General features: G+C 41.4%; 17 protein-coding genes and 1 tRNA gene. 8 read left to right on the top strand and 10 right to left on the bottom strand.

The window, feature by feature from the left end; genetic code table 11:
* Positions 1-3: 3 nt before the first annotated feature.
* Genes CLV59_RS22660 through CLV59_RS22645 form a run of 4 tightly spaced genes read left to right on the top strand, consistent with a single transcriptional unit; the run spans position 4 to position 7,734 of the window.
* On the top strand, positions 4-1,236 hold the full coding sequence (locus CLV59_RS22660) for a fasciclin domain-containing protein (RefSeq protein WP_111594367.1): 1,233 nt from the start codon (positions 4-6) through the stop codon (positions 1,234-1,236).
* Positions 1,236-2,234: a fasciclin domain-containing protein gene (locus CLV59_RS22655; protein ID WP_111594366.1), complete on the top strand. Its 999-nt coding sequence runs from the start codon at positions 1,236-1,238 to the stop codon at positions 2,232-2,234. Before CLV59_RS22660 ends, CLV59_RS22655 begins: the two co-directional genes overlap by 1 nt.
* 27 nt (positions 2,235-2,261) lie before the next feature.
* Complete coding sequence (locus CLV59_RS22650) at positions 2,262-5,522, top strand: TonB-dependent receptor (protein ID WP_111594365.1); 3,261 nt, start codon at positions 2,262-2,264, stop codon at positions 5,520-5,522.
* Positions 5,523-5,547: 25 nt separating this feature from the next.
* On the top strand, positions 5,548-7,734 hold the full coding sequence (locus CLV59_RS22645) for an IPT/TIG domain-containing protein (protein WP_111594364.1): 2,187 nt from the start codon (positions 5,548-5,550) through the stop codon (positions 7,732-7,734).
* Positions 7,735-7,803: 69 nt separating this feature from the next.
* Here CLV59_RS22645 and CLV59_RS22640 read toward each other — a convergent pair whose 3' ends face one another.
* On the bottom strand, positions 7,804-8,388 hold the full coding sequence (locus CLV59_RS22640) for a hypothetical protein (RefSeq protein ID WP_111594363.1): 585 nt from the start codon (positions 8,386-8,388) through the stop codon (positions 7,804-7,806).
* 154 nt (positions 8,389-8,542) lie between these two features.
* Between CLV59_RS22640 and CLV59_RS22635 the strand changes: the two genes are divergently transcribed.
* Positions 8,543-8,615: transfer RNA gene (locus tag CLV59_RS22635), tRNA-Lys, on the top strand.
* A gap of 198 nt (positions 8,616-8,813) precedes the next feature.
* On the opposite strand, the gene CLV59_RS22630 is transcribed toward CLV59_RS22635, so the two are convergent.
* The 3 genes from CLV59_RS22630 to CLV59_RS22620 form a co-directional block, all read right to left on the bottom strand.
* Positions 8,814-9,152, bottom strand: a complete 339-nt coding sequence (locus CLV59_RS22630) for an abortive infection system antitoxin AbiGi family protein (RefSeq protein WP_394336938.1) — start codon at positions 9,150-9,152, stop codon at positions 8,814-8,816.
* 44 nt (positions 9,153-9,196) lie between these two features.
* The gene (locus CLV59_RS22625; RefSeq protein ID WP_111594361.1) at positions 9,197-10,639 is read right to left on the bottom strand and encodes a S41 family peptidase; all 1,443 of its coding nucleotides are present in this window, start codon (positions 10,637-10,639) and stop codon (positions 9,197-9,199) included.
* Between the two features lie 120 nt (positions 10,640-10,759).
* On the bottom strand, positions 10,760-11,719 hold the full coding sequence (locus CLV59_RS22620; RefSeq protein WP_111594360.1) for a hypothetical protein: 960 nt from the start codon (positions 11,717-11,719) through the stop codon (positions 10,760-10,762).
* Between the two features lie 567 nt (positions 11,720-12,286).
* On the opposite strand from CLV59_RS22620, the gene CLV59_RS22615 reads away from it, so the two are divergent.
* Positions 12,287-14,047, top strand: a complete 1,761-nt coding sequence (locus CLV59_RS22615; protein ID WP_111594359.1) for a carboxypeptidase-like regulatory domain-containing protein — start codon at positions 12,287-12,289, stop codon at positions 14,045-14,047.
* A gap of 196 nt (positions 14,048-14,243) precedes the next feature.
* Here the strand turns inward: CLV59_RS22615 and CLV59_RS22610 are convergent, their stop codons facing one another.
* The 4 genes from CLV59_RS22610 to CLV59_RS22600 all read right to left on the bottom strand — a co-directional run bounded on the left by CLV59_RS22610 (position 14,244) and on the right by CLV59_RS22600 (position 17,655).
* Complete coding sequence (locus tag CLV59_RS22610; RefSeq protein ID WP_170137880.1) at positions 14,244-14,801, bottom strand: tetratricopeptide repeat protein; 558 nt, start codon at positions 14,799-14,801, stop codon at positions 14,244-14,246.
* Positions 14,802-14,835: 34 nt separating this feature from the next.
* Positions 14,836-15,231: a hypothetical protein gene (locus CLV59_RS28820; protein ID WP_146616281.1), complete on the bottom strand. Its 396-nt coding sequence runs from the start codon at positions 15,229-15,231 to the stop codon at positions 14,836-14,838.
* 1 nt (position 15,232) lies between these two features.
* Positions 15,233-16,477 carry a serine hydrolase domain-containing protein gene (locus CLV59_RS22605; protein ID WP_111594357.1) on the bottom strand — a complete coding sequence of 415 codons (1,245 nt, stop codon included), beginning with the start codon at positions 16,475-16,477 and terminating at the stop codon, positions 15,233-15,235.
* Positions 16,478-16,911: 434 nt separating this feature from the next.
* Entirely contained in the window at positions 16,912-17,655 is a 744-nt protein-coding gene (locus tag CLV59_RS22600; RefSeq protein ID WP_111594356.1) for an HTH domain-containing protein, read from the bottom strand.
* A 203-nt stretch (positions 17,656-17,858) separates the two neighbouring features.
* Between CLV59_RS22600 and CLV59_RS22595 the strand changes: the two genes are divergently transcribed.
* Complete coding sequence (locus CLV59_RS22595) at positions 17,859-18,701, top strand: sialate O-acetylesterase (protein ID WP_111594355.1); 843 nt, start codon at positions 17,859-17,861, stop codon at positions 18,699-18,701.
* A gap of 35 nt (positions 18,702-18,736) precedes the next feature.
* On the opposite strand, the gene CLV59_RS22590 is transcribed toward CLV59_RS22595, so the two are convergent.
* Both CLV59_RS22590 and CLV59_RS22585 read right to left on the bottom strand, forming a co-directional pair.
* On the bottom strand, positions 18,737-19,474 hold the full coding sequence (locus CLV59_RS22590) for an SDR family oxidoreductase (protein WP_111594354.1): 738 nt from the start codon (positions 19,472-19,474) through the stop codon (positions 18,737-18,739).
* Positions 19,475-19,539: 65 nt separating this feature from the next.
* Positions 19,540-20,412, bottom strand: coding sequence for a helix-turn-helix domain-containing protein (locus CLV59_RS22585; protein WP_111594535.1), 873 nt, complete (start codon positions 20,410-20,412; stop codon positions 19,540-19,542).
* 634 nt (positions 20,413-21,046) lie between these two features.
* Between CLV59_RS22585 and CLV59_RS22580 the strand changes: the two genes are divergently transcribed.
* Positions 21,047-22,672 carry a vitamin K epoxide reductase family protein gene (locus CLV59_RS22580; RefSeq protein ID WP_111594353.1) on the top strand — a complete coding sequence of 542 codons (1,626 nt, stop codon included), beginning with the start codon at positions 21,047-21,049 and terminating at the stop codon, positions 22,670-22,672.
* Positions 22,673-22,761 lie beyond the last annotated feature (89 nt).

The raw sequence follows: 22,761 nt of genomic DNA, 5'->3' as shown, positions 1-22,761 counted from the left end.
GATATGAGACGTATCATATTTTGTACACTCGCTTTTGTGGGGTTGATCACCGCCTGCCGGAAAACAGAATTCCAGCGGCCGCCAGTTGGGGGGCAGGTACCTTACACCGATACTGCTACCAGTGATCTGACAACACTGCTCAGTAAATCGCCTCAACAACTATTTTATACTGCCTGGCAGAAAAGCCATCTGGATTCCCTGCTGAAATCACAAGGCAAAGGCATACGCTTTACAGTGCTCGCACCCGATGATGCCGCCATGAAAGCAGCTGGTTTAACAGCAGATAAAATTGCTGCTGCGAAAGTAGCAGACCTAGACTCCCTGCTGCTTTTCCATGTGATTCCTGAAAATATTGATTCGGCCGCACTGCGTGGACAACAAGGCAATGTACGCCACAGATCCCTGTTGAAAGACAGAACCATAAAGGAACAGGTAACGCGTCCGGGCTCCAATGTACTGTATACCGAAGCCTATACTTACAAATTGTATTTCGGCATGACAACCGACGGATCACTGCTAATCAATGGTAAAAACAGTGGTAAAGTAGCGCCGATGTACGCTAAGAACGGCGTGATATATCCTATTACCAAACCATTAGTACGCCCGACAAAAACGGTCATGGATGTGATTAATACAGATCCGCGTTTCAGCATACTGTCGGGGATTTTCAGAGCAATGGACAGTACCTGGGAGGAGGTTACTTACGGTTTTTATGAGCGGAAACAATACCAATGGATGCAGCTCAGAATAGGGAATGTCGTTTCCAGTGATGGTTTTTTTGCTCCAACCAATGAAGCGTTCAAGAAAGCAGGTTTTAATTCTGTGGATGACCTGATGAACCTTAATGCGCGCTCTATGCCATATCTCGATGAAGAGGATTGGGAGATGCACAATGGTTTGTTTGTTACCGATTCCCTGTTAGCGTATTCCTTCTGGGGCCGGATGTATACCCCCAGGAGTTCGATAGGCGGAGGAGCAGGAGTTTCTGCCATGTTCTGGTCCAATGACCTGAATAATGCTATGCTGGGCACTTTTGCGCTGTCTACCAGTGGCGATAATGCGGTACCTCTGTACCTCATGCCCCTGGATTTTGGCATCAACGGCGGCTTGGTGACGGTGAAAGTTAAAGGTAGCAGTCATCCTGCAGCCACTATAGTGGAAGCCGATATCCCAACCCTGCAAGGGCCCTTTCATGCGGTAGATAACCTGATTCTTAGCGATAAAGTTAAGTTCTAATGATACAATTAAATAGCAATATAAAAGTCCTGGTAATGAGCGGTATTATGCTCACCGCTGCGGGCTGCTCTAAAGATAAAGACGTACAACCTGCAAAAGACCATAACCGGGTAGTACAGGTGCTGGCAGATAACTTCAACCTTTCTATCATGAGCACAATAGTAGGGCGTTCTAATCTGGGCAATGATCTGAATACGCCAGGTCCGTTCACCGTGTTTGCTCCTTCCGATGAGGCATTTGCCAAATCTGGTTATGCAACCACCGTATCCGTACTCAGTTCACCGCTGCCGTTGATTAATTCCATTGGCGCTTATCACACTGTGGAAGGCAATTATGACCTGAATAAAATGCCTTTCCTGTTTAACCAGGAAATTACTTCCCGAGGTGGAAAGCTCTTTATCACCAGATGGATTAAAGATAAAGATACCGTGCTCACTATCAACGGTAGCCGGCTGCTGGCAACTTCCATCAAGGCATCCAACGGACAAGTGCAGGTAATTGATCGCATGCTGCAGCCCTACCTATACGAAAAAATAGGTGATGCCATCGCCGCAGAATCTTCTCTGACGCTGTTCTGGCAGGCTATTCAGCGTGCGGGTCTCGTAGAATTATTAAATGGGAAATCGCCGGTTACCGTGTACGCACCTACGAATTCCGCCATGATAAGCAGAGGATATGCTACGTTAGAAGCCATCAATGGCGCTCCTGTTGGAGAGATCGCGGCTTTAGTGAAATATCACATTGTTGCGGATCGTCGCTTTGTAAATGATTACATCCTGACCACTGCTGCCGGAAAAACATCCACGGCGCAAGGCATGCTGGATAATAACGCCATTACAGTAACGCTGATTCCCAATCCGCAACAGGTCGGGGCTTTCACCGGAATCCGGCTGAGAGGTCCTGGAAATAGTGCCGATATAAACCTGCTGAAACAGGATGTGATTGCAGGCAATGGCGTATTGCATATTGTGGAAAGCACATTGCGCATCACGCAATAATCATCAATGATTTTTAATAGCTCAGACATGCAAGTTTTTACGTTTAAACATATACGCTTTTTCTTACTATTGCTGATGCTGCCTTTTGCAGTGCTGGCGCAGGAGACGGGCGGTGGCCTTACCGGTAAGGTACAAAATACGAAGGGAGAAGCCCTGCCTGGCGTGACAATTATTGCCGTCCATGGTCCTTCTGGTACAAAATATCCCATTCTTACAGATAATGGCGGACGCTATCGCATCAATGGAATGCGTATCGGTGGCCCTTATAAGGTAACCGCCACCATGATGGGAATGGAACCGCAGACGATCGAGAATATCACCGTGAAACTCGGAGAACCCCAGTTGCTGAACATTACGCTGGCTGATCAAAGCACAAAGCTGGGAGAAGTAGTGGTAAAAGGAACCAAGGCTGGTCCGCGTGCCAATAACTTTGGAGCAGGACAAAATATCAGCAGACAACAGCTGAATAACATGCCTACGGTGAACCGCAGTATTCAGGATATTACCCGCATGGTGCCACAAGGTTCAAAAGATAACAGCTTCGGGGGTACGAATTTCCGCTATAACAACGTCACCATTGACGGCGCTATCAATAACGATGCGATCGGCTTCAGTCCCTCCAGCGGAGGACAGAGCGGTACCAGCGGACAGCCGGGAAGCAGTACCCGTACTAACCCTGTTTCGCTGGATGCGATCGAGGATATGCAGGTATACCTCGCTCCTTATGATGTGAAGATTGGTAACTTCACGGGAGGTAGCGTCAATGCGGTTACTCGTAGCGGTACCAACACGCTCACGGGCTCTGTGTATGCCTATGGCCGCAACGCCGCCATCACAGGGAAAGATAAAGTAGGAACATTAGGGAAGATGAACAGCGATTTTGAAGATTACCAGGCAGGTATCCGCCTTGGTTTCCCCATTATCAAAAACAAGCTGTTTTTCTTTACCAACGAAGAAATTACACACCGTACCGAACCTACACAACTGATGGCAGGTAAAGATGAAACCAGCCACATTCTCAGCGCTGCGGATGCAGATGCTATCCGTAACGAAACAATCAGCCGTTATGGTAAAATCTTCGATCCGGGAACGGCAGGTAGTTACAATACCAACTCCAGGTCTACCAAATTCTTTAACCGCCTGGATTGGAACATCAACGACCGTCATCAGTTATCGGTACGTAATAATACCATCACTTCCAGCGCTGTGAATATGGACAGAGATCAGCAGGATTTCCGTTTCAGCAGCATGGCGTTCAAACAAACTAACAATCAGAGCAGCACAGTACTGGAGTTGAAAAGTAGATTCAATAATACGCTCAGTAACAGCTTTGTGGCAGGTTATAGCGTGGTGCATGATTACCGCGATCCGCTCAGTGATCCCTCGTTACCACAGGTGCAGATCATGGGCCGCACACCGGGAACTACCATCTATCTGGGTACAGACCGTGAAGCGTCTATCTTCAATATGAAGCAGCGCACCATTGAAATCAGCGATAACGTTACCCTTACAAAAGGTAAACATACTTTTCTCTTTGGTACCCACAATGAGCTGTATCATATCGACTACGGTTTTGTGAATAGCTGGAATGGGAGGGTCGACTATCTGAGCATAGAGGATTACCTAAATAACACGCCGTACCGTGTCCGCGGTAGCTATAACTATATTAATAACAATCGCGATTATATCCGCGACCATCCTGGCGCAAGATTTAATGTGAGTCTTCATAGTATTTATGTGCAGGATGAAATCCAGGTAAACGATAAACTGAAAGTAATGCCTGGTCTGCGTGCAGATTATACCTGGTTGCCAGAGAAACCAACGTTGAGTGAGAAAGTAACCAACTCGCCGGCAGATCCTTACTTCGGTACTACTTACCTCTATACTCCTTTGAGTCGCATTGAAAACAAGTTTTTCAATAAAGTGAAGATTTCGCCAAGACTGGGTTTCCGTTATGACTGGTTAGGGAATCAAACCCTGATCCTGCGTGGTGGCGTTGGTTTGTTCACAGGGCGTATACCTTTTGCATGGCTGGCTTATGCTTATTACAACAATGGTATTGGATATGGATCATTTGATCAGCGTGCAGATCAGAAGCCTTTTGCTGCTGGGTCTGATGCGATCAAACCGGGTCCTGATGGCATTGGCGGTTTCATTAAAGACAATGGAACGATCATTAATAATCCTAATGCAGGAAAAACGCAGGTGGATTTGGTAGACAACAATTTCTCTATGCCTCAGGTGTTACGCGCGAGTCTGGCCCTGGATTATACTACCGGCAACCAGTGGAAATTCTCTGTGGAAGGTATCGTAACGAAAGTATTGAAAGATGTATTCTTCCAGCAGGTGAATATCACCGATAATCCAAAGTATTATGGTTATGATAAAAACCATGAGCAGCCGGTGTATGCGGGTACGATCAACCCTGCGTTCTCCAATGCGTATTTGCTGAGTAATACTACGAAAGGTTTCCGCTATAATGTAACAGGTACAATTACTAAAACCTTCCAGTCGGGTCTCTATGTATCCGGCAGCTATACTTTCGGAAAGAGTAAAGACATGTTCAATGGTATCCGTAACTCTATGGAGTCTAACTGGCAATTGAATCAGGCTTTAAGTCCTAATAATGCCGGCCTGGCGTATTCTAACTTTGATATCAGACATCGTATAGTCCTGAACGTTAATTACAGAAAACAATGGAATCAGGTACTGGTTACCACCCTTGGTTTATTTGGTACCGCGCAATCTGGTAGTCCTTTTACCTATGGTATTGTAAATAACAGTGTGCAGGGATTGCCGCAGCAGGTGAGTCTGGCTTACATTCCAAAAGCAGAAGAGGCAATTAGTTTCTTCCGTGATGTAGATGGGCAAACAGCAGCGCAACAGGCGGAGGCTTTTAATGCCTACGTAGATGGTAATGCCTACCTGCGTACCAGGAGAGGATTGTTTACAGAAAGGAATATGGGTCGTACTCCATGGAATATCCAGGGCGATTTGCATCTGGCACAGGAGTTTCATATCCCTTCTCTGAAAACGCATTATATCACCATTACTGCGGATATCATCAATTTTACCAATATGCTGAATGGTAATTGGGGTCGACAGTATTTCTCTCCGAATACCTTTAACAGTACGGCTTCTGTAGGTTTGACGCCTACATTATATCCGCCGGTACAAGGTAAAGAAGGGTACCCTGTTTACAATTTTACAGATCCAGGGAAGCCTTATTCCATTGATTACTTTGGTTCACGTTACCAGATGCAGCTGGGAGTACGTTATACTTTTTAATATAACATCTATAACATCCTGACAGATGAAAAAGATTCTCACATATTTATGTAGCCTTCTGCTGATAGTATCTATTGGCTTGCTGGAAGCCTGCAGAAAGAATGATTCGCCAGTTGCGAGGCCCCTTGCCATCAGTAGTTATTATCCGAACAGTGGTAATGCCGGTACACTGGTTACCGTACTGGGTACTGGTCTTGTAGCTAAAGGTAAGATCATGTTTGGCGATAAGGAGGGCGAAATACTGAACAGCAACGATACCTCTCTGGTAGTAAGGGCTCCGGAGAATGGTACGACTGGCAAACTGACTTTTATTACAACAGATAAAACGATTGAAATCGGTACCTACACTTATCAAAGTTTGAGTGTGCACAGCTTTTTCCCAATGAATGGTTCTGTGGGTATGCAGATAAGGATTGCCGGGGAAGGATTTGGTAGCACCAGCGCCCCTGCAGAAGTGACCATCAATGGCATCAAGGCAGTGGTGGTAAGTGTGAGCGACACACTGATAGTAGCAGAAATACCGGAGAAAGCCAGTAGTGGCGCAGTAACAGTAAAGGTAAATGGGAAGACATCTTCCGGTCCGAACTTCCGTTTTCAGTCAGTTACAGGAATTAAACCGTTGACAGGCGGAGTAGGTACGAAAGTAACCGTTACAGGTGAAGGCTTTGAAGGAACGGTTGCTGGAAATATCGTTGACTTCAATGGTAAGGCAGCAAAAGTATTGGAAGTGGGACCTACCAAACTAGTGGTAGAAGCGCCGGCAGATGTAGCGACAGGCCCGGTCGCAGTTACGATTAACGGTCAGAAAACAGTGGGACCTGTGTTTACAATTGTTCCATTGCCTGTTATTGCAGCAGTAACGCCACTGAGTGGACCTAAAGGGCTTGATATGACGATCAGCGGCGCAAACTTTAGTGCGATCCTCGATGAGAACGTAGTGATGATCAATGGTGTTGTTATTCCGGTGAAAACGGCTACAGCTAGTAAGCTCACGTTGACACTCCCGGGAGGAACCGGCGATGGTAAAGTAGTGTTGGCAGTAAATGATCAGAAGGTAGAAGGTCCGCAGTTTAAAGACCAGAATCTGGGTATCACTATGGTGAATCCTGCTACCGGTCTTGCAGGTACGAAAGTAACGATTACGGGCGCAGGCTTCAGTACTGTGGCCAGCGAGAATATTGTCACCTTCAATGGGGTGCCTGCTGTGGTGGAAAGTGCCACTGAAACATCCATTGTAGTAACAACACCTGCCAGTCTAACTTCTGGCCAGTTGGTGGTAAAACGTGCTGCACTGGAAGCGCAGGCGCCGAATGAGTTCCTCCGTGCAGGGGTACAAACATTGTACGGCGGCCCGGGAACAGGTAGTGTTATCAACTATGCCACCACCAGTATAGCAGTGGATTCTAAAGGGAATGTGTATTTATCCAATCGCCAGGATGCCACCATCCGCAAAATCACCCCTGATGGTAAAGTGGACATCTGGGCAGGTAAAGCCGGAACATTCGGAAATAAGAATGGTACCCTTGCCGATGCGACTTTTGGTTCCATCAACAGTATAGTAATCGATGCGAACGATAATATGTACGTTTCGGAGGCTTCTTCGGCAAACGCCATCAGGAAGATTGCTTCGGATGGTAGTGTTACCACCTTGAAAACAGGGTTGGGGTATGCAGGACAGTTATTCCTCAATAAGGCCGGAGAAGTATACATTACACAGTCGTATAGCGGTATTCTGAAAGTGTATGCAACAGGCGCCACTGAAAAGCCTTTTGGCGGATCGGTAGGAGATGCATGCCGACCTACTATAGACGCTGCGGGAAATATCTATTTCCTCAATGATGATTATAATCCTTATTTATCCAGGATCATAGGCACAGGCGGAATGGATTATCAGTATATAGGGCAGTCATCGGACGGCTATCAGGATGGTCCGCGACTCTCTGCCAAGTTTGGTCCCGGCATTGTAGGTACCCTCCTGGACCTGGAAGGGAATCTGCTGATATTGGATAAATGGAACTACAGTATTCGTAAATACAATTTCTCTAACGGTGAGGTGACTACGATGATGAAAGCGGCTGGTGGATTCCAGGATGGGGCCTTTGATCAGGCTAAATTCTCTGTGAATGTATCCGGTTTTACGATCGCCAAAGATGGTAGTATCTATGTGCTGGATATGAATAATAGTGCGGTGCGTAAAATATTCCTCCGATAAGAAGAACACTTTAAAGCTTAGCATAATACATTCAATCAAAGCCCTGTCTGTTCTCAGACGGGGTTCTTTTTATTGTTGATTCTGCGACTGTTGATAGATAAAACCTTCCTTTGATTCCATGCCAATAAAGAATATTTCAAAGTTGGGATGCAGATGGGATAATGTGTGCAACTGAGTAACCGCATAGGCGAGTGCTTGTTGTTGAATGGGGAATATCTCATACCAGCATTTCCTTTGGGTATAGAATTCGAAATTCCTGGGTATAGATGCATGTTTTATGTTGGCTATGCGGGGAAAAGTATATTTCTCTGGTTGATCATAATTCCGTGTAACATGGTTCTGTGCTGGCGGGCGGTCTCTTTTGGTCAATTTGCCTTGCTCCATTTTTTGATGGTAACGTTTTTCCAAAGACAGGAGTAAGTCTCCTCTATACTTTTCACTATTTTCAAAAGTATCGAAAGAAACAGTCGTTTCCAGGTCGTAAATATTGGTAGCAATACAACAGGTATACAATGCCGTCTCTGCATGCAACGCAATCTGTTGAAAAGACAGGTCTATGGCTGCTTTCAATTCGTTCAGGTACTTCTCTTTATCGAATTGTTCGAGATAAGGAATGATATCTTCAGGATACAAACGACCGTTGAATAATTGCATAAGCGTGGCTTTCGCAGATAAAGATAAGGGATAAAAAAAATAGTGGAAAAGAGGGTACGGTTTATTTTTTTTGAAAAAAATCTCCTTAAATGATTGATTATCAGAAAATTTTTCTATACCTTTGCAACCCGCAATGATTAAATAATCACTGCTTGATTCCGTAGCTCAGTTGGTAGAGCAATACACTTTTAATGTATGGGCCCTGGGTTCGAGTCCCAGCGGGATCACAGACAATTTTTAAAACCTGCGCTTGGCGTGGGTTTTTCTTTTTTAGTCGAGTAGTTAGTCGAGTTCCTTTTATATAACCCCGATTTCTTTCCCGTACTTTATACAGGTTAACGAGCTTTTACCAAGATAAAATTTTCTCTTTAAATAGAAGATGCTTCCTTCTATTTACATTTGTGATTCAACTATATAATAGTATTTTAATTCTCTATCAACACTTGATAGGGCTGATTGACCTTTATCATACTTTTCAGGCGTTCCTTTATTTCAATTCCGGCTTTTTCTGTTGGCAAGTTATCAATGGTCTTGCACAATGCAATAATGTCTTCTTCCTTCTCAACCAACAAATGCGTAATGTCTTCTAACCCGAAATCTAGGCTGACGTTCTTTAACAGAGGCTTTTCAGGGTTCTCTTCACGCCACTTTCTATACTGCGCCATGGACTTGTACATTTCATTGGAGGTCTGAAGGCTTACTGGAACATAACACCATTCCCGTTCGTCATAAAACCGATAGTTCTGACAAGAAAAACGGCACATCAAATGATTGCAGCTTTTTACTGTTGGAGTGGACTCAAAATGTATTAAATCTCTAATTGCTTAATGACAAAATCAATTTGTCTGTCAAATCGTGTTCTCAGGTCATTGGGCTGTACTTGTATTTCGACGTCTGGCTTAATTCCTTTTGGATCATTTATGAAATGGGGTGTTTTCATTTTGTATTGAAAAGTAGGTATCCAAACCAATGTTTTGGAATAAGGAAAAATAAATGCCTGTCCGCCCGAATTACTATAATTACTTCCTTGTGAATATTCTCCGTAAAATTTCCCGATTTTATATTCTCTCATCAACGCCAATAAATGTCCGGTGGTTGAAAAGCATCCACCATTTATTAAAACGGAGATCTTTCCTTTGTAATAGTTCGCTTTGTTTCGTTGTAGTTCGAACCACCAATAATCTGTACTGTCGGGTTCTGTGTAGCAATTTAATCCGTCCCTGAATTTTGTCTCATTTAAATTTATTTCTTCGATATTGTCCGGATATTGGGCGTAATGCTTCCAGTCTTTTGTACTGTTATATTTTGCTCCTACAAAATCAAAATAGTAATAAGGGGCGCTGGTTAAATATGAAAATAGATAGTTTGCAATATCTGCCGACCCGCCACCATTATCTCGTAAATCGATAATTAGATTTTTAGTCTTTAAACTGTCAAGTTGTGTGAAAAAGTGGTCTAATTGTTCCTCTGCTAATTTTCTATCCGCTTCATTATAACCATTTTCAAATGAACGAAATTTCAAAACAGCCAAATCGTTTGTTTTAAATTCTGTTGTTAAAGGTGTTGTTTTTTCTGAAATAATACTTGTGTATGTCTTAAATGTTATTCCCTTGAATGTGCCTGTCAGTTGATGATTTTTACTGTCTAAATATTCAATTTCAAATTTTTCTGTTTGATTGTAAATAAAATAATAAAAAGGAAAGCTACTAAATCGTGTGTTTAATCCTGTTTCATTTCTGCCTTCAAGATGAATGTATTGTTTAATTTCGTTCACAACAGAATGGATATCTTTTCCATTTATTTTTAAAATTCTACATCCGGTATATTCCTTATTTTCTTGAGATGATTTGTCTAAATAATAATTGTCCTTAATTTTATAGATGCTGAAAGGAAAAACTAATCTGTCATTTAGTAAGGCAACAATTTGACCCCTATCCACTGCGGTATGCCCATCTTTAATTTTTGCCATTAAGGTGGCTGTTAATTTATAATACTCTACAAGTGAAAGGTCAGTTTTTATCCTGTTTTTTAAAGACAAATACGTTTTATCAAATTCATTTTTTGAACAAAACATAAATTGTCCTGGGTGAATCGTATTTGTTAAATTATACAGTTCAGAGAACTCTTTAATTATGCTATCTTTTTTTAGCGATTTGTCAAGCAACCCCGAATTTTTTAATGCTAAGTTTTGTCCAAGCGCAAAATTGATTGTAAAAAATAATGGAGCTAAGAATATCTTTTTAAAATTCATCTAAAATGTTTTTTATGCTACCGGGTATTGGGATTTCTAAAGAAAAAATGTCGCCTGGGATGACAACCAAAACTTACAGCTATGGTACGGTTGGCGTGTTACCTGACTTATTGGATAAACCTATTTCCCGCTCTTCGCAAATTTATGTTCCTGGTATTCTTTCAGCCGGCGATCCAACAAGGCAGAAGCGATATTGTAGTGTTCCTGGTCAATTGGTATCGCGTCTAGGACGGCTGTTGCTGCTTCGCCCCGATAGTTGTTCTGCTGTGCGGGGTCTTTCAGGAAGGTAAGTGCCAGGTCGCGGCCGTAAAGCACATCGTGTCCGCTGAGATTTTTAATATAAGCCTTGATAAATGCATGTTCGGCGGCAAAATCTTCTTCTGTCACATAGCCTTTGTGCTGGCTCTGCACCCAGTCCCGCGCGGCAGTATGGACGGTGCCGGCAATAAGTTTCCTGTCAAGCGCCCATTGCAGGAACATTAGGGTGGAGGTCTTATAAAAGGTTTGCTCTTTCATAAATTGCTCCAGGGTACAGTAATCCATTTCGTTGTAGAGGTGGAATAATGGATTTCTGTAATCCAGTCCGAGTACAATATCCTTGACAGTCTGTTCGTCTGTGAATTCCGGTCCCCAGCTTATATATTTCTGTTTATCGACCGGAATACGCCAGCGATAGAAACTTTCACTGCCATCGTCGTTTAGCCATATAGGTGATATCTCGCTGCTTTTGAGCGTAGGAGCGCCAAGGGAGGTGTTCAGGTGCTCAAAAGTGGCATTGAAGTCTACCTGGGCCGGGAAAGTGGTCGAGGATTTATTGTTGTACCACTTTGCACTTGCCAGTCGTGGTACAAATATCCCTTTTTTGTTGCTCTGTACCAGCGGGTATGCTGCCAGGTATGGCTGCGCATTGAACAACAGGTCAATTCCCAGTTTTTTATTTTCAATCCAGTAGGAGATTTCGGTTGAACGGTTGGAGATATAGGGCTTCTTTGGATATTTAAATCCGTGCTGCTCCAGGAAAGTAATGATGTCTGCGGAATCAATAGCGGATCCCATGAGGCTTACCAGTGTATTGAACATTAGGTCGACATTTTTCGGGTTAAGATGATAAAGGCTGTAAAATAATGAATTTTACTGCAGGTCCGTAAATGCCTTGGGTAGAATCATGAAGAGTGGCTTTAGCACATTCTATTCCAATAGGCCTAATACCCTTATCGAAACGTAATAATCTGATATCCACTTTGTAGCATGAGAATTTGGCCAAATATATTCTCTTATAAACAGCGGTGGATATAATTCCAGGCCTTCGACCTGTTGCACCAATACGCAGCGGTGTCCAGAACAGTAACCGATTATATCAAAGCCGTCCGTTCAGATGTGCTGCAACAGTATTCAAAGTTCAAACCGAGACAAAATGTAAAGAAATATGGACAACATGGATGTGAATCAAAATGGTGGCGGCAATTTCAGCGAAGAAAATAGCTGATTTTTGAATAAAAAAATCAGCATGTAACTGACAGGTTATCTCGAAAAGTTGAGACGGCCTGATTATTTGTAATTAACTGATGTTCCTCTATCAGATTATTTTTTTTGATAATTTACAATAAGAAGAGAATATCTTTGCGCCAAAATATACCCCTTATACCTATGAACAAATTTTTTCAGCTTACGGTAGCTTGTAGTTTGTTGATTTTTGCAGCATGCAACAAAGAAAGTATTCCTGCAGACTATACTATCACGCCAGGAACAAATATTTCTAGCAAACAAATCAGTGCGGGCGTTCAGGGCATCGTGCTGGACGAAAAGAATCGGCCGGTATCCGGCGCGGCTGTCAGCTGTGGCAATAGCTCCGCTATTACTGATCAGAACGGCGCTTTCCAGATACCCAAAGCTGATATGAGAGAGTATGCCGCTGTCGCTATCGTTAAGAAAGCCGGCTACTTTAATGGATTCAGAACTTTTCAAGTTACCGGCACAGGGAAAACACAATTCGTACAAATACAGTTGCTCCCTAAAAAAGCTGCCGGCACTTTCGATGCCAGTAAAGGAGGCACTATTAATGCCTCCAATGCACAATTTACTTTTACTGCGAACCAGGTATTGGATGGCAATAACCAGCCTTATGCCGGTAAAGCCAGTCTTATTTATGCGCCAATCAATCCGGAAGATGCTAACTTTGCCAGCCAGCTTCCTGGTGACCTGCGTGCGATAAACAGTAATAACGAGGAAGTAGGATTGAAGTCCTATGGCATGATGGCATTGGAGTTGCAGGGGGAAAATGGAGAAAAACTCCACCTCGATGGTAAACAGGATGTTAACTTCAAAATGACGATCCCTGCGAGTTTACAAGCTTCTGCTCCATCAACCATTCCATTATGGCATTTTGATGAAGCTGATGGTCTATGGAAAGAAGAAGGAAAAGCTACTAAATCAGGAGATAGTTATGTTGGAACAGTGAAACATTTCTCTTTCTGGAATTGTGATGCACAGTTTCCTTTAGTGCAATTTCAGGCAACATTCCAGGATGCAAATGGGATACCTTTAGGTAATATGCGCGTTACCTTAACCCGTGCAGACGGCAATAACAGCTATGCAACAACTGATATGACCGGGACTGTAAAAGGTGGTGTTCCTGCTAATGAACAGCTGACTTTAACCTTAAGAGATAAATGCAATGAAATTGTTTATACCAAAAAAATAGATCCGTTATCAAAAGATACTGATCTTGGTAAGATCGCTGTTACCTTTTCGACCCCAGGGGCGTTAACCATAAAAGGCCAGCTGATTACCTGCAATAATACACCTGTTAAAAATGGGGCAGTAGCCATCAAAATTGAAGGGGTTAACTATGCTGCAGTGCTTCAAAACGGTAGTTATCAGGCAACGATAATACGTTGTAATACTAACCTCGCTGATGCGACCATTACTGCGGTTGATACAGATGCAAGCAAGGCTTCTACTACAACCATACAGGTAACTGCAGGTGTTGTTACCCAAGATGTACAAGCTTGCGATAATGTACAATATGGTAGCGTTTCACTAACGGTTGGAAGCACCTCTTACAGCTTCAACAGCATTACGGACTCGTTGCTTTTGTATCGTAATGGATATGGTGACACTACGACAAATACATTTTTCGTTACCAGAAGAACCCAGGGAGAAAGCCTGAGTTGGACAATTAGTGATATAGCTGTTGGTACTTATACTCCAACTAGTTTTTATCTTTATACCAATACGTATCTCAACTCACCAAACATACAAGTAAACATTACGCAAACCGGCAATGCAGGTCAGTATATTTCTGGCAGCATCAGTGGCACTGCTGTACAACCAGCCGATTCTGCATCAGGCAAGCCGAGTGAACAAGTTCCTATTTCCGGAACATTTAGAATCCTGAGACAAAACTAAATTTTATGATAAATAAAAACGGCTGACTAATTCTCTCTGGTCAGCCGTTTTTTACTAAATCATTAAAGGAAATTAAAGCCGCTTAAATCACTGGATTTATGCGGCTTTTCTGTTTTTATGATAAAAAGATAACTTGGCTTCCTGACAAATCAGTTGCAAGCCGACACCCTCCGAGCTTCCCAAATTTGTTTACTATCTACTTATTGAAGCTGCTTATAAAGACTTCCATTGCTTTTGCATTTTGAATCCTGGGGTTTAATGCGAGCGCCTTCCTGTAACAAACCACTGCCTTTGAACGATCGCCATTTCTCAGGTACGCATCGCCTAACAGGCTGAAGGCATTTGCTGATGAGGGGTAGTTTTGAGTATTCATTTCCAGTAAACTTATCGCATTATACAGGGCCCCATAGTCAGCTATTAAATCCATTGCCAGATTGGTAATGCTCGCTTCTGTTGGTGTAATAGCATATCCATACCGCTGAGATAGTTGCTGATAATGTCTTTTAATAAATGCCGCATTTAATAATTTCGGATCTGTTTGAGGTATATCCCATTGTCTGAAAATAAATCGCAATGCATCATAATAGGCTTTCACCGGTTCTGTCATATGTGTATCTTCAGGATAATGAACATACTTATAGTCCAAACCCGCGATCTTCCTTTGGTTAATCAAAGCGTCGAATTTTAGCAGATCTGCATGGAAGGTAGATTTGTCGTCCGACATTCCTTCATTGACATCACTGTAGAAGATCATTTTGTTTAATACATGGTCATTTCTTAAACTTTTATCAGCGAGCCGAAGCAAATATCCCTGATCCCACCAGAAGGATGGACGAATTGCTATATATGCACCAAACATATCCGGATGCGTTAGTAGGAGCTATCAGGCTAAAGTGATTGTCTCCATCCAGTAAGTACAATACCGGGTAATGCTTATCGGGCAGTAAGGTATCTGCTGGCGGCACGTAGATATACACTTTACGGTTTTCCCCCAACATCATGGACGATAGTTGGATGATATCAGGTGATATGGGTTGAAATACCGGGTCGGTTTGTGCTACCAGTCCTTGTGGAATCAGCAAACTAAAACAAACAGAAACTATGATAACTCCCAAATGCTGACCTCCCCCCGAAAAAATATAGCGTTGTAAGTTGGAAATTTCGGGGCAATGTACTTGCGACATACTAATTTTGGCTCCTGATGCTGTCGCAGAAATCTTCTAATACTTTTTCAATAGATTTGATCTCTCCAGATAGAACCTCGTTAGTTGCCATTATGTTAGTTAAGAATACATATCCGGTTTTAGTTTTGGGATTGAAGCGTAGACAAGTACTAATTCCTGGATCATCTCCATCATGCCCGATATAACCAGTTGGATATAAGTTCCAAAAAATACCTTTATTTCTCTTGTTAAGGTTAATATTCTTTGGGGGGGTAGTCACAAAAAGTTGAGGTGTGAACATTTCTACATAGAATTTCTGAGATAAAATATCAGATTTCCCATTAAATCCTTTTATCATCTCAATTACATACTTACTTAAATCATCCACTGAAGTTCTAAGTCCACCATCAGGATAAGTCACGAGCTGATATAAAGGGAAGACTTCCATATTTTCAGCATAAAGTTTGGTGTGTTGGGATAGATCAATGGACTTTAAAAACCATCCTGATTTGAACATCTTTAATGGGGTTAATATGAATAGTTCTGAATACTCACTAAAAGACTTACCTGATTTGCATTCAATTAAGTAAGCTGCAAGGGCTGAAGCAATATTGCTATATTCGGATCTTTCCCCGGGCCTGCTATCATAAAAGTTTTCTTTTGTGAAAAACTTTCCATCTGAATTGAGATATGAATACATAAAGTCTTTCAATGTAGTATCCACATCAGCTCCTGTGGACATTATACTATAGATGGATGAAGGGAGCAGTTCTTTAAGAATAGATATATTTTTGGTGTCCCAAATATATGATTTATAGTAGATTTCATTTCTGTCTACTATTCCGGATGTATGAGTTACAAGATGTTTGATCTTAATGGAATCATTAGGAAAATATGGGTTTGATACCTTGAAAGGTAATATATCATTGATGTTCGTTTCCAAAGTAAAATACCCATGTTCTATCGCCTTCATTAAAGCTACTGCAACGAAAGTTTTACTTATAGAGCCAATGTTTTGAATAGTAGTAGGAGTAAATGGCTTTCTGGCTTTTATATCTGCATAACCGTACCCGTTTTCATATATAACTTTACCTTTGTTTACTATGGCAATGCTGAAACCAGGCAATTTATAACTTTTATACATAGCTTGGAGGTTTGCATTTAACTGGTCAATTGTCCTTTGTGCATAAAGGGAGGAAGATGATATTTGAAAAAGAAATGTTAAGATCCCTGCAAAAACGAATAGTTTTATGTTTAAAAGGCGCATTTTTTTTCTATTAAGTACAGAGGTGAAAACTCATGTCAAGATATAAAAATAGAAAAAAAGCTGATATTGTTTATCACTTGATTCTGACAAAACTGAACAAACAATTTTCAGGTCAGTGTCACGGTTAGCAATAAACGCTCACCACTATCAAACACCCATTCTACAAGATATTACGAAGATATGTGCTACTACCAACGGGATCACAATATAAATATCAAAGGTTATTAAAGCCGTTTAAATCCTGTGATTTAAGCGGCTTTTTTGTTTTTACTATTAAAAGGTAAATCATACAAAACGAACCTTACAGATACAAAAAAGAAGCTGCTGCTGACCGCGTCTTTCCTCTTATCTTATCCGGGAACTGGTTTCAAGCTATACGAAGTACATTTGCAAACGCGAATCACTGAAAACTCCTTTTCTTCTTGAAGGAGATATTATTTAATAATCTCCCAATTGTTTAGATAATAGTTCATTTCATGGTTTCTGTTGCCCAGATAGACTTTTTCATTTCTAACATCAATTTTGACCCGATATCTTTTATAGCTCTGTATATAAATAATTCCCTTTTCAGCTACTTTCTTTTCCATCTCATGCAAAGGAATAATTAAGAATTGAGTCTGTGCTTTTCCTTTAAGAATGAATACATAAAAAGTATTACCGGCATAATCTTTTTCAAAAGATACTTTCCTTACATCAAAATTATAGGTATCAAATGCATTTGCATTGGCGGTTTTTACTTGAATGGAGAAAAGCTTGTTATTCTTTGTAGCGATAATATCCATACCAGAATCTACGCTCATGATGCTTGCATTATACCCTCTAAATAACAGCTCGGAACAAACCAAATGCTCACCAGCCTTGCCAATAAAGCCCGTTTCTAAATTGATTTTTTCTTCCTCTACTGCTTCCAGCTCTAGTACTTTCTTTTGCCTTTGAGGTTCTAGTACCTTCTTATGGGGATTTAAGCTATAAGTAGATGGAGCTGTTTTGATAAAATCTGACCCTTCACCTTTTTTGTTTATATCCGTTATTATTTGAGCATTCATGCTGGCATCCGGGGTCGCGCCTTCTGTCTCTAATATCCCTTTCTCTAATGCAAGTTTAGCTATCTCCTTATAATGAAGTGGTTTTTTGCTTTCGGTAAGTATTTGTATAGCAGCTGTTTTAAATTTATTCATAGCAATAGTTTCTTCTGTTAATGTAGATGATTTAGACAGGGCTTATAGTTTACTTAATAAAAGTCAATTTAACAATAATTTCTGTCATAAACATTTGCGTGAGTCGCGACGCAATTGATTCTCTTATAAACTTGACATATTAACAAAAAATCTCTACTTTTCAAGTTAGAAGAAAGCTATTTCCTTCCGTAAAAAGCATAGATATGATACATTCCTTTTTAATGATCGGGCAGTCCAATATGGCCGGTCGTGGTTATGCGAAAGATGTTCCGTTGATCATTGATGAGCATATTAAAATGCAGAGAAATGGATTATGGCAAATGATGACCGAACCTATCCACTTTGATCGACCTAGTTCAGGCGTAGGGTTGGCTGCCTCATTTGCCGCTTTATGGAGGCTGGATCATGCGCAGGATGAGATTGGCCTGATTCCGTGCGCTGAAGGAGGTAGTAGCCTGGATGACTGGGCGGTTGGTGGTGCTCTCTTTGAAAATACCCTTTCTCAAGCCAGACTCGCCCAGCGAACAAGCGTCATCAAAGGGATCTTATGGCATCAGGGAGAAAACGACTGCTCTCCGGAGCAGGCAAAAGACTATTCTGAAAAACTGGCTGTGATTATCCGTACACTACGTCAAGAATTAAATATCCAGGAAGTGCCACTTATCGTAGGCGCTTTAGGCGACTACTTATCGAACGGACTATTTGGCCAGTATTTTACCGCCTATCCTTTGGTTAACGATGCATTGGTGCACTTTGCCAACTCCCACTCCAATAGCTACTTTGTGACTGCGCAAGGACTTACTGCAAATCCTGATGGTATCCATTTCAATGCCATGTCCCAAAGGATACTGGGCGTTAGATATTATAACGCGTATCGTGACTTAAAACATATTTTCGACCCTGTAACGGATGAAGACAAAATATTGTCTGCGATCTATGAACGGCCTTATACTAAGACAGAGAAGAGTAAGCTATTGGAATATGAATTCACGATCGGGAATATGGATGGTAAAGAATATTTACGACAACTAGGCGCACTGGGGTAAGCCTAAAAGAGTAGGGAAGCACCCTGATGAACAATTCACCAGGGTATTTCTCCGGTTACAGGATTATTTTCCTCACTAAAAAATTTCCCTGTAGGGCCATCATTATCAATTAAAGCATACTTTATAATCCGTTTGCCGGCATCTTCCAGCGTTCCCGTACCACGATGCCCGTTGAAATCAGTTTTGGTGTATCCCGGGCAAACTGCATTTATTTTGAAGTTTGTATTTTTTAGTTCATAGGCCAAAACAACTGTATACATATTTAAGGCCGATTTTGAAGATAGATATACGGCGCCTTTATAGTCATAATATTTATAGGTGGGGTCGCTGTGCAGCGTAATGGAACCTTGACTCGAACTTACATTCACAATGCGGGGCGCTGATGATTTTTTTAATAAATCAATAAATGCTTGTGTAACTCGCACAACGCCGTAAATATTTACCTCATAGGCTGCTTTAAACTGATCAATTGATGCGTCCAGTGCTGATTGTGGATAGCCGCCATAAATACCCGCATTATTTATAAGTATATCTAATACTTTTGTTTTGTTGCCTATTTCTCTCCGCGCATTTATTACGGATGCGTCATCTGTGGTATCCAGCTGAATAACTTCAACGTTGTTTAACCCTTTCGCTTTTAGCTGACGAATAGCCTCCATGCCATTTGCTAAATTACGACTGCCGAGGAATACGTGGATTCCTTTTTGAGCAAGCTGCTGCACAACTTCGAAACCAATGCTTTTATTGGCGCCTGTTACTAATGCATATTTCATTGCTGGTGTGAATTTAATAAGACAAAAGTAGAGGGCCAAAAGATAAGGGGAATGGACAATTCACTTTATTTCCCCGACAAATCTTGCTTGGGCAGAAATTCACTGGCGCTTTTTCCCGTACTTTTTTTGAATAGCCTAGAAAAATAATCGGGGTCATTAAAACCTAATTCATAAGCCAGTTCTTTGACGGAAGTATTAGAATATCGTAATCTCCGCTGAGCTTCCGCCATCAATCGGTGAATAAAATAATCTTTGGGCGATGTTCCCGTATATTCTTTTACAATACGATATAAACTGTTCGTAGATAAAGCCAGTTTCTCTGCAATAGCATTGATAGAGGGTTGCTCTGTCAGATGAGTTTCTACGGCTAATTTGAACGCTATAAACTTTGAAAGGTTGCTGTTTAAAATATGGGGAGATGCATTGTTTTTGAAATAAGCACTGTTTAACTCTGATAGTAATGAATGCAAATAAGCTAATATTATTTCTGTATCGGTCTCATACTTATCAGCATATAATATCTGGTTTAATATCCCAAAAACTGTTATTACTCTCTCCTTTGCAGCGCTTTCAAGTACTATCGTTTGTGCATTCAAAGGGTTGACCAAAAAAGGGAATGGCTGTGGCAGCAATGCTAGTGTGTTTTCATCAAACAGCAACTTGAAGTATTTAAGGTGGTCTGCTTTGGCGGGAGGGATAAGTATTTGATTGGGCATTGCAAAAAGTAAGTGCCCGTCTGTCAGTGGAAAGTTTTGCGAATCTATGTTGTATGTAATCGAACCATGCTCAATTAATACAATAAAATAGGAAGCTAGTCTGCGGGGTTGCAGTAGTTTTGCTTGATGATCGGCTGAAATATAAGGATGCTCGTTTGAACGAATCATTACTCCCAACTCGTCCTGCTGTAAGCGCTCCTTTTTTCCTTTTTGTACTTGCATATTACGCCCTTTAAATTTGTTGGGGATGGCCATGTATAAACTGCGAACTCGTGTTTGAGGCTAATACAAAATTCGCACTTTTTTGTATTTTATTTCCACTTTTTTTACTCCTTGAAGAGTTTGATTAATATGCAGGTGTAATGCCGACAGAAATTTAGAAGCAAATTATTTCTGGTAATATCCGCCTGATGACGCAATCGGTAAAACTGAAGTTTCATTATAGTTTATCTTGTTAAAAATTTCTATTGGTTATTATTGAAAAAGAATCTACTTTCATTCAAGCCGAAGAAATGAATGTATTATCTGAGTTGTGAGCCTGCGTTTTGGCCCCTTATATTTTGTTGCTAAATCTTTTTTTGTCCACGTTGCCTAAATGTATTGATAAATGCAGCTTTATTAAACATGTTCTATGCCTGTATTAAGCTATACTCGTCACCGCTGAGAGCACGCTTTAAAATGTGATTTGTATACATAATCAATGAACCTATTTTTAAGTCCACTAAAGCTTGTTATGTTATGAAACTGTTGACTCTGAAAATGCCACAAAATAGCTCCCGGAGATAGGGAATGCTATACTGAATATTTCTGCGTTACACTGATTGCACTATTTTTCAATAATTAAAATAACCTTCCCATGTTTTGGAGACTCTCGGAACCGAGGCCTAATGGCCCTATGGCTGCGCATTTATTTTTAGAACTGGTGGATGTAAAATTATCCTACACCACATTGCAGCAGGAAGTGGAAGATCATCCGGATTATCCCAGCTTGTTGAGTATTAGTGATGTTTTTAGTAAATATAAGGTGGGAAATATCACTGCGAGTTTTGCTCCTGGAGATATGGCGAAGATACCGCCTCCTTTTATTACACAGGTAAAAGGCAAAGATAGCGAGATGGAATACTTCACTGTAGTAAAAACTATCAATAGTGAAAAGGTATCCGCTTTTGATCCTGAACGCAAGAAATGGAGAGAGTATCCATTCCAGGAATTTGCTGAACAGACAAGCGGAGTAGTGCTGTTAGCAGAACCAGAAGATGACGCAGGAGAAATAGATTTTAAAGATAAACGAAGAGAAGAACGGTACCATACCTTTAGTATGTACGCCTTAATAACCCTGCTGATAGCCATATTTGCAACCGTAAATGTACAAGCATTCCTGCAAGTGGGCTGGGTAGCGCTGCCACCGATAATGTTCTCCGTGCTTTCAGCTGCTGGCGTACTCACAGGGATCTTACTAATGTGGTACGACCTGGACAGATATAATCCTGTTATTCAACAATTATGTAAAGGACGTAAACATGTAAATTGCGATGCTATTTTGCAATCGAATGCGGCACATATTTGGGGTGTAAGTTGGAGTACTATAGGATTATCCTATTTCTCCGGTCAGTTGATTTTTATGTTGGCACAAGGCATTGTTTCCCCAGAAATGCAATCCGTTACTGGTATTGTCAGCTTGTTAGCGCTGCCATATGTTTTCTACTCAGTATATTTTCAGTGGCGTATTGCAAAACAATGGTGCGTACTGTGTTTGACCATACAAGCAATATTATTACTGCAAGCATCGATTGTAATATGGAAAACAGATATGCTCATCTCAAACTTTTCAGTGTCTGCTTTACTTCAATTTACAATGTTCGGCGCTATCGCCTTCCTGGCTGTGGTACGACTGTTCCCAATGCTGAAAAAGTTAAAAAGAACCAAATTTTTTAAGAACCAGCTGAAGCGTCTGAAATATAATCCAGACGTGTTTAACGCAGTATTAAGTAAACAGAAAAATGTGCATGAAGGCGCGGCTGGTTTGGGAATCATACTCGGTAATCCAAATGCTACCAACAAAATCCTGAAGGTATGTAATCCCTACTGTGGCCCATGCGCAAAAGCGCATCCACCAATTGAAGATCTGCTGGAACGTAATCCGGATGTACAGGTGCAAATCATTTTTACGGCTACCAATGAGGATTACGATGAACGGAAGTTACCTGTGCAACATCTACTGGCAATTGCGGCTGATAACAATGAACACTTAATCAAACAGGCATTGGACGATTGGTACCTGGCACCCGAAAAGAATTATGCACAATTTGCCGCCCGATATCCGCTCAAGAATGAGCTGGTGCAACAGGAAGGAAAGATTAAAGATATGCGCGATTGGTGCGATAAGGCAGGGATTGCGCATACCCCCACTATTTATGTTAATAATCATGAGTTACCCAATATCTATGATGTCCATGATTTGAAAAACTTTCTGTCTGCTTAAATGACAGTTTGAATGAATTAATGACCTGAATATAGCGGTGCGCGCCCGCTTGCAAGTGTCATTAATAGGCACAGGCAGCCTATACCTTC

The organism is Chitinophaga dinghuensis (assembly GCF_003259435.1).
In the GTDB taxonomy this organism is placed as follows: Bacteria; Bacteroidota; Bacteroidia; order Chitinophagales; family Chitinophagaceae; genus Chitinophaga; species Chitinophaga dinghuensis.
The sequence above is the reverse complement of the archived record's forward strand: the minus strand, read 5'-3'. Positions and strand labels throughout refer to the sequence as shown.

Coding starts and splice junctions, on each gene's coding strand:
- CLV59_RS22660 (WP_111594367.1), top strand. CDS start 4: ATGAGACGTATCATATTTTGTACACTCGCTTTTGTGGGGTTGATCACC.
- CLV59_RS22655 (WP_111594366.1), top strand. CDS start 1,236: ATGATACAATTAAATAGCAATATAAAAGTCCTGGTAATGAGCGGTATT.
- CLV59_RS22650 (WP_111594365.1), top strand. CDS start 2,262: ATGCAAGTTTTTACGTTTAAACATATACGCTTTTTCTTACTATTGCTG.
- CLV59_RS22645 (WP_111594364.1), top strand. CDS start 5,548: ATGAAAAAGATTCTCACATATTTATGTAGCCTTCTGCTGATAGTATCT.
- CLV59_RS22640 (WP_111594363.1), bottom strand. CDS start 8,388: ATGCAATTATTCAACGGTCGTTTGTATCCTGAAGATATCATTCCTTAT.
- CLV59_RS22630 (WP_394336938.1), bottom strand. CDS start 9,152: ATGTGCCGTTTTTCTTGTCAGAACTATCGGTTTTATGACGAACGGGAA.
- CLV59_RS22625 (WP_111594361.1), bottom strand. CDS start 10,639: ATGAATTTTAAAAAGATATTCTTAGCTCCATTATTTTTTACAATCAAT.
- CLV59_RS22620 (WP_111594360.1), bottom strand. CDS start 11,719: ATGTTCAATACACTGGTAAGCCTCATGGGATCCGCTATTGATTCCGCA.
- CLV59_RS22615 (WP_111594359.1), top strand. CDS start 12,287: ATGAACAAATTTTTTCAGCTTACGGTAGCTTGTAGTTTGTTGATTTTT.
- CLV59_RS22610 (WP_170137880.1), bottom strand. CDS start 14,801: ATGATCTTCTACAGTGATGTCAATGAAGGAATGTCGGACGACAAATCT.
- CLV59_RS28820 (WP_146616281.1), bottom strand. CDS start 15,231: ATGTCGCAAGTACATTGCCCCGAAATTTCCAACTTACAACGCTATATT.
- CLV59_RS22605 (WP_111594357.1), bottom strand. CDS start 16,477: ATGCGCCTTTTAAACATAAAACTATTCGTTTTTGCAGGGATCTTAACA.
- CLV59_RS22600 (WP_111594356.1), bottom strand. CDS start 17,655: ATGAATAAATTTAAAACAGCTGCTATACAAATACTTACCGAAAGCAAA.
- CLV59_RS22595 (WP_111594355.1), top strand. CDS start 17,859: ATGATACATTCCTTTTTAATGATCGGGCAGTCCAATATGGCCGGTCGT.
- CLV59_RS22590 (WP_111594354.1), bottom strand. CDS start 19,474: ATGAAATATGCATTAGTAACAGGCGCCAATAAAAGCATTGGTTTCGAA.
- CLV59_RS22585 (WP_111594535.1), bottom strand. CDS start 20,412: ATGCAAGTACAAAAAGGAAAAAAGGAGCGCTTACAGCAGGACGAGTTG.
- CLV59_RS22580 (WP_111594353.1), top strand. CDS start 21,047: ATGTTTTGGAGACTCTCGGAACCGAGGCCTAATGGCCCTATGGCTGCG.